Consider the following 10190-nt stretch of genomic DNA (forward strand, 5'->3'; position numbering starts at 1 on the left):
ATGATGAATCTCGACTTTTCCTTCTACAACTGGAGCCTGATCAGCAACTATGTGCTGAAGGGCTTCTACTTCAGCGTCATCCTGACGGTCGTGGCCACGCTGGGCGGCATCTTCTTCGGCACCCTGCTGGCGCTCATGCGCCTGTCGGGCAAGAAGTGGCTGGACTTTCCCGCTGCGGCCTATGTGAACGGCATGCGTTCCGTGCCGCTCGTGATGGTGATCCTGGGCTTCTTCCTGCTGGTGCCCTTCGTGATCGGCCGTCCGATCGGGGCGGAAACCTCGGCCGTCATCACCTTCATCTGCTTCGAGGCGGCCTACTTCTCCGAGATCATGCGCGCCGGCATCCAGTCGATCCCGCGCGGGCAGGTGTTCGCCGGCATGGCCGTCGGCATGACCTACAGCCAGAACATGAAGTTGGTCATCCTGCCCCAGGCCTTCCGAAACATGCTGCCGGTGCTGCTCACGCAGACCATCATCCTGTTCCAGGACACCTCGCTGGTCTACGCCATCGGCGCCTACGACCTGCTCAAGGGCTTCGAGACCGCGGGCAAGAACTTCGGCCGGCCGGAAGAGGCCTACCTGCTGGCCGCCGTCGTGTACTTCGTCATGTGCTACGCCCTTTCCTGGCTGGTGAAGCGCCTGCACAAGAAAATCGCGATCATCAGATGACCCCCGGTCTTCGCGCGCTTCGTGTCGCTTCGCCAACCCCCTTCCAGGGGGCAACGCCGGTGGCCCGGCAAAGCCGGTTCCACGGCGTTTCCCCGACTGCACTCGGTGCGATGAACCTGCTCACAGGAGTTTGAAAATGTCCGAAAAAATGATCGAAATCAAGAACGTATCGAAGTGGTACGGCCCGGTGCAGGTGCTCAACGACTGCTCCGTCAGCATCGCCAAGGGCGACGTGGTGGTGGTGTGCGGCCCGTCGGGCTCCGGCAAGTCCACGCTCATCAAGACCGTGAACGCGCTCGAGCCCTTCCAGAAGGGCGAGATCACCGTCAACGGCATCCCGCTGCACGACCCCAAGACCAACCTGCCCAAGCTGCGCTCCAAGGTCGGCATGGTGTTCCAGCACTTCGAGCTGTTCCCGCACCTGTCCGTCACCGAGAACCTCACCATCGCCCAGATCAAGGTGCTCGGCCGCTCGCCCGACGAAGCCAAGACCCGCGGCCTGAAGATGCTCGACCGCGTGGGCCTGATGGCGCACAAGGACAAGTTCCCCGGCCAGCTCTCCGGCGGCCAGCAGCAGCGCGTGGCCATCGCCCGCGCACTGTCGATGGACCCCATCGTCATGCTGTTCGACGAACCCACCTCGGCGCTCGACCCCGAGATGGTCGGCGAAGTGCTCGACGTGATGGTGAACCTGGCCAAGGAAGGCATGACCATGATGGTGGTCACGCACGAAATGGGCTTCGCCCGCAAGGTCGCCAGCCGCGTGATCTTCATCGACGTGGGCGGCCGCATCCTGGAAGACTGCTCGAAGGACGAGTTCTTCGGCCACCCCGAAAACCGCCAGCCGCGCACCAAGGACTTCCTCAACAAGATCCTGCAGCACTGATCGGCTGCTGCAAGGCCAGGAAGCCAAAGGCCGCGCTGTCCTCCGGGCAGCGCGGCCTTTTTGCTTGGAACCAGGCCATGTCGCGTGGCCGCGGGTTTTCCCTGATCTTGGCGCCTGTCGATTTTCATCAGGCTCATCCGACGTGCTATCGAGGGTCGTCCTCGATTTTCTTCAGGAGCAATCAATCATGGCTACCAACACCGTCCACCTGCACCGTGTCCTTCGCACCTCGCCCGACAAGGTCTACCGCGCGTTCGTCCAGCCCGGCGCCTTCGAGCGCTGGCTGCCGCCCTTCGGGTTCGTCGGCAAGGTCCACGCGATGGAGCCGGTGGTCGGCGGCGCATGGCGCATGTCCTTCACCAACTTCGGCACCGGCAACGGCCATTCGTTCGGCGGCAAGTACCTCGAGCTCGTTCCCGGCAAGCGCATCGCCTACGACGCGGCCTTCGACGACCCGAACCTTCCGGGCACGATGAAGACGACCGTGGTCCTGACCGAGGTGTCCTGCGGCACCGACGTCTCGATCGTGCAGGAGGGCATTCCCGAGATGATCCCGACGGAGATGTGCTACCTGGGTTGGCAGGAGTCGCTGGTCTCGCTGGCTCAACTGGTGGAGCCGAACATTCCGGGCTGACAGCGCTTTTCGCTGGATCGAGCGAGTGCCGGCTTATTGCGGCACCTGGCTCCCCACCAAGCCGGTATACGCGGCCAGCGTCGGCAGAACGCTCACAACAAGCAGGAGCGTTTCATAGGTTGCCAGCCCCAGCCAAAACCTGAAGGGCTCCTGCTGTCTGTAAACCCTGTTCCGGGCGCCCAGGATCCCTGTTTTCACCACTGAGTAGGGATACCAAAAAGGCAGTACGAGCCAGCAGAGCAACGAGAGAGAGTAGAGAAGCGGCGACCAGAAGCCCGGTCCGACGGCCTGGGCGATGAGTGGCAGTGCGAGGCCACTCATCAGCATGCCTGCTGAAATCCAGTTGAAGAAAGCAGATCGATCCGTCGTGTTCGAGGTGGGCATCGCGCGATGGTAGCCACCGCATCTGTCGTCTTGCGCCGATGCACCTCGCGCTCCCGGCTCAAGGCAACCGCGAAATCCTCTGCGTCAGCAGATCGAAGAACCCCTGCGCATCGCCTTCCGCGATCCAGTTCACGTTGGCCGGCTTCTTCAGCCCGCCGTACCAGTCGACCACCGTCTGCCCGAAGCCAAGGCCTTCGCGGCTGTCGACTTCCACGTTCACCTTGCGGCCCCTGAAGAGCGAGGGCTGCAGCAGGTAGGCGATCACGGTGGCGTCGTGCACCGGGCCGCCGGGCAGGCCGTAGTACTGCATGTCGTGCTGCACGTAGGCGTCGAGGATGTCGGCCACGGTCCTGCCGGCCTGGTTGCCCAGGCCGCGCAGTTTTGCGATGCGCTCGGGGCTCGTGAGCACCTTGTGCGTCAGGTCCAGCGGCAGCATGGTGATGGGCACGCCGCTCTTGAGCACGATCTCGGCCGCGTGCGGATCGGCGAACACGTTGAACTCCGCCGTGGGCGTGATGTTGCCGCCGTTGAAGTGCGCGCCGCCCATGAGCACCAGCTCGCGCAGGCCGCGCGTGATGTCGGGGGCCTGGGTGAGTGCGAGCGCGAGGTTGGTCTCGGGGCCGAGCATCGCGAGCGTCACGCTCTTCTCGGGCGCGGCGCGCAACGTGCGGATCAGGTAGTCGACCGCGTTGCCGTCGGCTAGCGGCTGGCTGGGCTCATGCACCTTCACGCCGGTGATGCCTTCGCTGCCGTGGATGTCGGCCGCGTAGATCGGCGTGCGCAGCAGCGGGCGGGGTGCGCCGGCGTAGATGGCGATGTCGGGCCGCTTCGCCCACTCGCGCGCCAGGCGTGCGTTGCGCGAGGTCTTTGCAAGCGGCACGTTGCCGGCCACGGTGGTGAGCGCCTGGATCTTCAGCTGCTCGGGCGACGCCATGGCGAAGAGCAGCGCGATCACATCGTCGGCGCCGGGGTCGGTGTCGATGATGAGCGTGTGCGTCGTGGCCGCCGCCGCAGTGGCAGTGCTGGCGTCGGCGGCATGGGCCTTCGTGGCGATGAGGCTGGCGGTCAAGAGGGCGGCAAGTCCGAGAAGAAGAATCGGGAAGATCGTCGCCGCGAGGCGCGATGGCAATGACGACGGCGTTGCCGCTGCAGCAGCCCTGGAATGCATGAAAGAACCTCCTTGCAGGCGCTGAGGAACAGTGCGCCTTTCAAGTCAGTCTGCCAGAGCAACACCTGCCGCGGACACCTGATCGCGCCCGCATTTTCGACTGCCGCGCGAGCACCCGCAACGGCGCGTAGACCAAGGCTTTAGAGCCCGCGCGCAACCGAAACGGAAAGTGCGCAAAGCACGCGACGAGGTTTCATCCGCGGCGCCCCGAAGCCGCGCACCGCCTGTTGCGAAAACGCCGCTCGATCAGCCCCCGACAGCGCCCGATGGCCGCAGCCGCCGCGCGAAGAAGGCCAGTATCTCGTCGCGCGCAGCCACCGTGGGCTGCCCCGCCTCGTCGATCAGGTGCGCCGTCACCACGCTGTGCGGGCTCGCCACCACCTGCGCGAAGAAGGGCGGCGTCTGGGTGTTGGCCGCGCTGTCGGGCAGCACGCGCGCCACGAAGCGGTGGCCCAGCGCCTGCTGGAAGGCCGCGAAGCGCTGCGCCCTGCAGTGCCTGTCGCCCTCGAAGCGGTAGGCCATCACGGTCAGGTCCTCGCGCTCCAGCCGCTCGCGCACCGCGGCCAGCTCTTCGGGCGCCATGTTCATCGCCTCCGGCTTGTCCATCGGCAGCGAGGGCTGGCACATCACCGGCGCGAGCATCGCCGGCTCCAGCATCATCGAGAGCGCGAAGTTGCCCGTGAAGCACATGCCGATCGCGCCGACCCCGGGCCCGCCGCACTCCGCGTGCGCGAGCCGCGCCAGCGCGCGCAGCCATTGCGTGACCGGGCTCGACTCGTTGGCCGCGAAGGCGCGGAATTCGGCGCTCACGCAGGCGCGCTTGAACACCGCGATGCCTTCCTCCGCACCGGGCACGGCGCCGTCGCGGCCGAAGAGCGACGGCATGTAGACGGTGAAGCCCGCATCGCGCACCCAGCGTGCGAAGCGCGCCACGTGCGGGCTGATGCCGGGCATCTCGGTCATCACGATCACGGCCGGGCCCCGGCCCATGACGTAGACCTTCTTCTCGATGCCGTCCAGCGTGATCTGGCGCGCGGTGAAGTCGTCGAGCGGGTCGTCTTCGGTCAGGGGGCGTTGGTGCTGTTGCGCCATGGGTGTCTCCTCCGGTGTTCAGTTGGCCTGTGCCGCATCGACCAGATGCTGCAGATGCGCGTAACCCGCGCTGCGTGCGAAGTCGGGCAGGTGCCAGACCTTGCCGCCCACGCCCCATGCGCCATCGGGCACCTCGTGCATCACCACGGATGTGGCGAGTCTGCGGCGGTCGTCTGCCGGCAGTGCTTCCTCGAACGCTGTGTGAATGCCCGCGACGAAGAGCGCACGCGATGCGTCATCGAGCACACCGGCCGGCAGGTATGCGAGCACGGTGCAGGGCAGCAGCCTGGCCGTCACGTCAGCACCGCCGCAGGTCCAGGCGCCGGGGTCGGCTTCCTCGATCAACACCCAGCACATGGCTCGTGCACGAGGCTCATCGGGCATCTGTTCGGCTGCAGCAGCCGCTTCGTTGATCTTGCGAACCAGCACGGCGCGGGTCTCACCGGGAAACGAGCCATGGGGAATCTTCACGAGGATGGTGGGCATGCGACTGCGGCCTGGGAGCTTCGAAGCTTGTATTGGACGTTCGGCGCCGACAGAATGGCAGTGTCCAATTCGACTCCTTTGAGGCCTTATCGGCCAATCTTCCAGATGCATGACTTCACCGTGCTCGTGCTGCCCGGCGCCTTCAACTCCAGCGTTGCGGTCACCATGGACATCCTCGGCGCAGCTGAAGCGATGGCTGCCCGAGCAGGCGTCGCGCCGCCTCGCTGGCGGCTGTGCTCGGTGCATGGCGGACCGGTGCAGCTGCGCGCAGGCATGAGCCTCGACACCACGCGCCTGCCCGTGCGCCCGCGCAACGATCGCTCCACCTGGGTGGTGCCGGGGCTCGGCCTCAACACCCCCGGCGAGATCCGCCGATGCCTGGAAAGCGACGACGCAGCCAAGGCCATCGCCGCCCTCGCGCGTCACGCCAAGGCCGGCGGGCAGGTCGCCGCCTCGTGCTCGGCCGTGTTCCTGCTCAACGCCGCTGGCCTGCTGCAAGGCCGGCGCGCGACAGTCTCATGGTGGTACGCCCCGCTGCTCGCACGCATGGCGCCCGGCTGCACCGTCGATGCCGACCGCATGGTGTGCTCCGACGGCCCCGTCGTCACCGCAGGCGCCGCCTTCGCGCAGACCGACCTGATGCTGCACCTGCTGCGCGAGCGCTGCGGCAGCGCGCTCACCGATCTTGTCTCGCGCATGCTGCTGATCGACGGCCGCCAGGCGCAGGCACCGTTCATCGCGGCGGAGGTGCTGGCCAGCGGCAACGACCTGGTGGCGCGGCTCGCGGCGCGTGTCGAATCGGCATTGCCCGAGGCGCCGGCGGTGAGCGAGCTGGCGCGCGAGTTCTGCATGTCGGAGCGCACGCTGTCGCGGCACATCCACAAGGCCACCGGCAAGAGCACGCAGGCGCTGGTGCAGAGCGTGAGGCTGCGGCGCGCCCGCGCACTGCTCGAATCCAGCCGCATGACGGTCGAGCAGGTGGCGGGGGCGGTGGGGTATCAAGACGCCACGGCATTGCGGCGCCTGATGAAGAAGGTGGCCGGAGCAAACCCCAGCCGCTACCGCGCCTGAGCAGGCGCGGCAGCTGTCGCCCTTACTTCTTGCGTGCAGCGATCGCCTGCTCGGCCTTCGCCACCAGATCGGCGCCGATGGTCGACTTCCACTTGTCGTACACCGGCCGCGTCGCCTTAACGAACTCGGCGCGCTCGGCCGGCGTGAGGCTGGTCACGGTCACGCCCATGCCGGCGATGTCCTTGAGCACCGGCTTGTCGGCCTCCACCAGGCCCTTGCGCGCGATGGCGATCTCTTCCTTGCCCGCGTCGATGGCGGCCTGGCGCACGATGGCCTGGTCGGCCGGCGTCCACGAGGCCCAGATTTCCTTGTTGACCACGAACACCAGCGGGTCGGCCACATAGCCCCAGGTGGTCACGAACTTCTGGCCCACCGTCTGCATCTTGAGCACCGTGAACAGGAAGAGAGGGTTCTCCTGGCCATCGACAGCGCCGCTGGCCAGCGCTGGCTGCGCGTCGGCCCAACTCATCTGCGTGGGGTTGGCGCCCAGCGCGGTGAACATGTCGGAGTAGATGGGCGAGCCCACCACGCGGATCTTCATGCCCTTGATGTCGGCCGGCGACTTGATCGGCTTCTTCGAGTTGGTGATCTCGCGGAAGCCGTTCTCGCCCCATGCCAGCGGCACCACGCCGGCCTTGTCGAGCGTCTTGAACATCTCCTTGCCGACCTCGCCTTGGGTGAGCGCGTCGATGGCCGCGTAGTCGGGCATCAGGAAGGGCATGGAGAACAGGTTGAGCTGCTTGACCTGCGGCGACCAGTTGATGGTCGAGCCCACGGCCATGTCGATCACGCCCTGGCGCAGCGCGCTGAACTCGCGCGTCTGGTCGCCCTGGATGAGCGACACGCCCGGGTACAGCTTGATGTTGATGCGGCCCTGCGTGCGCTCCTTCACCAGGTCGGCCCAGATCTTCCCGGCCTGGCCCCACGGCGTGGGCGGGCCCAGCACCAGCGACATCTTGTACTCGGGCTTGTAGGCGGCCTGCGCCATGGCGCCGGACGAGAACATACCAAGGGCGGTGGCAACGGCGGCAAGGCCGAGCAGGGTGCGGCGGAATTTCATGATCAAGGCTCTCCTAATAATGGTTCTGCGACGGGACGGACGAAAGAAGGGGTCAGTAGCCGAGCTTGCGCGGCAGCCAGAGCGCCAGTTCGGGAAAGATGATGACCAGCACCATCACCACGAACATCGAGAACAGCATCCAGCCCACCCAGCGCACGGTCTCCTCCATGCGCACCTTCGCGATGCGGCACGACACCATGAGGTTGACCGCCAGCGGCGGCGTGAACTGGCCCAGCGCCACCTTCAGCGTGAGGATCACGCCGAACCACACCGGGTCCCACTTGTAGTACTGCACGATGGGCAGCAGCAGTGGCACGAAGATCAGGAAGATCGACACGCCGTCGAGGAACATGCCCACCGTGATGAGCAGCAAGATCAGCAGCGCCAGGATGCCGTACTCGCCCAGCCCCGAGTTCACGATGGCGCGCGTGACCGGGTCGATCACGCCCAGCGTCGAGAGCGAATACGCGAAGATGCCCGCCAGCGACACCACCAGCAGAATCACCGCCGAGAGCTCGCCCGACTCGCGCAAGATGACGAACAGGTCGCGCACCTTGATGGTCCGGTGGATGCACATGCCCACGAAGAGGCCGTAGAACACCGCCACCACGGCCGCCTCAGTGGGCGTGAACCAGCCCGCGCGCATGCCGCCCAAGATGAGCACCGGCGCCGCCAGCCCCCAGGTCGCTTCGCGAAAGCTCTTCCAGAAAGGCGGGCGCGGCAGCGTGGCTTCGAGCGCGCCCATCTTGTGCTTGCGGGCGAGCCACACGGCCGGAATCATCAGCGCCAGGCCGGCCATCACGCCGGGCACCATGCCGGCGGCGAACAGCGCGGGCACCGAGGCGCCGGGCACCAGCACCGAGTAGACGATGAAGGCGACCGAAGGCGGAATCAGAATGTCGGTGGCCGCCGCCGCACCCACCACGCTGGCCGAGTAGGCCGCGGGGTAGCCCGCGCGCGACATGGCCGCGATCATCACCGCGCCCACCGCGGCCGCATTGGCCGGGCCCGAGCCCGAGATGCCGCCGAGGAACATCGCGACCGCAATCGCCACCAGCGGCAGCATGCCGGGGCCACGCCCCACGATGGCAATGGCAAAGTTCACCAGCCGCAGCGCCACGCCCGAGCGGTCGAAGATGGAGCCGACCAGCACGAACATCGGAATGGCCAGCAGCGGATATTTGCCCAGGCCCGCATAGAAGTTCTGCGGCACGGCCAGCAGGCCGAACCACTGGGCGTCGCCGTTGGCCAGCGCGATGCAGGCGGCGCCCGCCAGGCCCAGCGCGGCGCCGATGGGCACGCCCACCAGCATCATCACGACGAAGGCGACGAAGAGCAGGGTGGCGATCACGATGCGTCGCCCTTGCTGTTGTTGTCGTCAGCTTCGCCATCGCCGTGCGTCGTCTCGCGTCCGCGGCGGATCATGAGGCCTATGGCCCGCAGCGCGATGGCGAAAGACACGATGGGCAGCCAGATCGAATACCACCAGGAGGGCAGGCCGATACCGGGCGTCGTCTCCTCGAAGCGGTAGTCGTCCCACACCATGCGGATGCTGAGCGCGCCGATGAGCGTGAAGAGCACGGCGATCATCAGCGCCCCGAACTGCGCCAGCCGCTTGCGCCGCGCCATCGAGCCGCTTTCGGAGAAGTACTCGATGCGGATGTGCCGGTCGCGCGCCACGGCGGCCGAGCCGGCCACCAGCGCCAGCATGATCATCAGGAACACCGAGAACTCTTCCGTCCAGGCGAAGGAAGAATCGGTGAAGTAGCGGACGATGACGTTGGCAAAAGTGATGAGCGCCAGCGCGCCCATGATGATGACCGTGAGCCAGTCCTCGATGGCAAGGGGAACCTTGGTCGGTTCGTCTGCGGCTTCGATGTCGGGGGGAATGGGGCTGGCGGCGTCCAGCGTGGGGCCGGACTCGGGTGGAGTTGTCATCGCAGGATGGTCAGTGAGGCACGCACGAACGCCATGTCACCGGGCGGACGCCGGGACGCGTTCCGTACACCTCGACAGGGAAACTGTTACCGATGCTAGGGGGTCCATGACCATTCATGTATCGGGGGTTTCCTTAGCCGGTTGGCCTGGGGCTGGCTCTTTGAGCGGCTTTCGGGGCGTGTGCACAGGGCGCCGGGTACTCCCCTCCGCGAATGTCCTCCGCCCTTCGAGTTCCCGGTTTATTTTGTTGCGGGGAGCATCCGATGGCCTGTGCACGATGAATACGGCGGCAAGTTGGGAGTTCGGCGGCTGCGGCGGATTGCGGCTGAACGTGCGGGGCGTGCTACTGAGCTTGCGCGCGGGACGGGGAGAGATCCGAAGGGTTGGTTTCGGGCGCGATCGACCTTGGGGACTGCATTCGATGCTTGCTTCAGTCTGGTTGCAGTCCTTCGATCCAACCAGGTTCGATGAGGCGATCAAGAAGCCTGCCGTGGTTGATCAACCCTCTAGGGAACGTCTGATCAAGTCGTAAATTGGCCGGCTGAAGAGGGTGCGTGCGGTCCCGCTGCACTCGCAGGCTCGTTGCACCGAGCATCCGATGCGTTTGAGGGCTTCTATGCCCCCTTCACGCTGCCTGCGGGCGCAGCTGTCCCATCATCGCAATCAGTTTCCTTCTGACCATCCACAAGTTCGACAGCGCAAACAGCGTGATCACGTGCGCAGTGTTCTTGGCTAATCCCTTGAATCTCACCTTTGCCAAGCCGAACTGACGCTTGATCACCCGAAACGGGTGCTCCACCTT

12 protein-coding genes are annotated in these 10190 nt (G+C 66.1%); 4 read left to right on the forward strand and 8 right to left on the reverse strand.

What is annotated here, in order from left to right; translation table 11 throughout:
• The 3 genes from G369_RS0125625 (at window position 1) to G369_RS0125635 (ending at window position 2189) form a co-directional block, all read left to right on the forward strand.
• Entirely contained in the window at window positions 1–669 is a 669-nt protein-coding gene (locus G369_RS0125625) for an amino acid ABC transporter permease (RefSeq protein ID WP_026346622.1), read from the forward strand.
• A gap of 148 nt (window positions 670–817) precedes the next feature.
• A complete protein-coding gene (locus G369_RS0125630; protein ID WP_019656910.1) occupies window positions 818–1555 on the forward strand; it encodes an amino acid ABC transporter ATP-binding protein in 738 nt (245 codons plus the stop codon).
• A 187-nt stretch (window positions 1556–1742) separates the two neighbouring features.
• On the forward strand, window positions 1743–2189 hold the full coding sequence (locus G369_RS0125635) for an SRPBCC family protein (RefSeq protein ID WP_019656911.1): 447 nt from the start codon (window positions 1743–1745) through the stop codon (window positions 2187–2189).
• Between the two features lie 33 nt (window positions 2190–2222).
• Here the strand turns inward: G369_RS0125635 and G369_RS0125640 are convergent, their stop codons facing one another.
• The 4 genes from G369_RS0125640 to G369_RS0125655 form a co-directional block, all read right to left on the reverse strand.
• Window positions 2223–2573, reverse strand: a complete 351-nt coding sequence (locus G369_RS0125640) for a hypothetical protein (RefSeq protein ID WP_157773779.1) — start codon at window positions 2571–2573, stop codon at window positions 2223–2225.
• A gap of 58 nt (window positions 2574–2631) precedes the next feature.
• Entirely contained in the window at window positions 2632–3741 is a 1110-nt protein-coding gene (locus G369_RS0125645; RefSeq protein ID WP_080647900.1) for a nucleoside hydrolase, read from the reverse strand.
• A 246-nt stretch (window positions 3742–3987) separates the two neighbouring features.
• On the reverse strand, window positions 3988–4833 hold the full coding sequence (locus tag G369_RS0125650; protein WP_019656914.1) for a dienelactone hydrolase family protein: 846 nt from the start codon (window positions 4831–4833) through the stop codon (window positions 3988–3990).
• Window positions 4834–4851: 18 nt separating this feature from the next.
• The gene (locus G369_RS0125655) at window positions 4852–5319 is read right to left on the reverse strand and encodes a tautomerase family protein (protein WP_019656915.1); all 468 of its coding nucleotides are present in this window, start codon (window positions 5317–5319) and stop codon (window positions 4852–4854) included.
• A 105-nt stretch (window positions 5320–5424) separates the two neighbouring features.
• Between G369_RS0125655 and G369_RS0125660 the strand changes: the two genes are divergently transcribed.
• Entirely contained in the window at window positions 5425–6390 is a 966-nt protein-coding gene (locus tag G369_RS0125660; RefSeq protein ID WP_019656916.1) for a GlxA family transcriptional regulator, read from the forward strand.
• Window positions 6391–6412: 22 nt separating this feature from the next.
• Here the strand turns inward: G369_RS0125660 and G369_RS0125665 are convergent, their stop codons facing one another.
• The 4 genes from G369_RS0125665 to G369_RS0125680 form a co-directional block, all read right to left on the reverse strand.
• Window positions 6413–7450, reverse strand: a complete 1038-nt coding sequence (locus G369_RS0125665; protein ID WP_019656917.1) for a DctP family TRAP transporter solute-binding subunit — start codon at window positions 7448–7450, stop codon at window positions 6413–6415.
• 52 nt (window positions 7451–7502) lie between these two features.
• Window positions 7503–8801, reverse strand: a complete 1299-nt coding sequence (locus G369_RS0125670) for a TRAP transporter large permease (protein WP_019656918.1) — start codon at window positions 8799–8801, stop codon at window positions 7503–7505.
• Window positions 8798–9388, reverse strand: coding sequence for a TRAP transporter small permease (locus G369_RS0125675; RefSeq protein WP_019656919.1), 591 nt, complete (start codon window positions 9386–9388; stop codon window positions 8798–8800). Before G369_RS0125675 ends, G369_RS0125670 begins: the two co-directional genes overlap by 4 nt.
• A gap of 625 nt (window positions 9389–10013) precedes the next feature.
• On the reverse strand, window positions 10014–10190 hold a 177-nt coding region (locus G369_RS0125680; protein ID WP_019656920.1), incomplete at its 5' end, for a transposase.

It is taken from the genome of Variovorax atrisoli 110B, assembly GCF_000382045.1.
Lineage (GTDB): Bacteria > Pseudomonadota > Gammaproteobacteria > Burkholderiales > Burkholderiaceae_C > Variovorax > Variovorax atrisoli.

Coding starts and splice junctions, on each gene's coding strand:
- G369_RS0125625 (WP_026346622.1), top strand. CDS start 1: ATGATGAATCTCGACTTTTCCTTCTACAACTGGAGCCTGATCAGCAAC.
- G369_RS0125630 (WP_019656910.1), top strand. CDS start 818: ATGATCGAAATCAAGAACGTATCGAAGTGGTACGGCCCGGTGCAGGTG.
- G369_RS0125635 (WP_019656911.1), top strand. CDS start 1,743: ATGGCTACCAACACCGTCCACCTGCACCGTGTCCTTCGCACCTCGCCC.
- G369_RS0125640 (WP_157773779.1), bottom strand. CDS start 2,573: ATGCCCACCTCGAACACGACGGATCGATCTGCTTTCTTCAACTGGATT.
- G369_RS0125645 (WP_080647900.1), bottom strand. CDS start 3,741: ATGCATTCCAGGGCTGCTGCAGCGGCAACGCCGTCGTCATTGCCATCG.
- G369_RS0125650 (WP_019656914.1), bottom strand. CDS start 4,833: ATGGCGCAACAGCACCAACGCCCCCTGACCGAAGACGACCCGCTCGAC.
- G369_RS0125655 (WP_019656915.1), bottom strand. CDS start 5,319: ATGCCCACCATCCTCGTGAAGATTCCCCATGGCTCGTTTCCCGGTGAG.
- G369_RS0125660 (WP_019656916.1), top strand. CDS start 5,425: ATGCATGACTTCACCGTGCTCGTGCTGCCCGGCGCCTTCAACTCCAGC.
- G369_RS0125665 (WP_019656917.1), bottom strand. CDS start 7,450: ATGAAATTCCGCCGCACCCTGCTCGGCCTTGCCGCCGTTGCCACCGCC.
- G369_RS0125675 (WP_019656919.1), bottom strand. CDS start 9,388: ATGACAACTCCACCCGAGTCCGGCCCCACGCTGGACGCCGCCAGCCCC.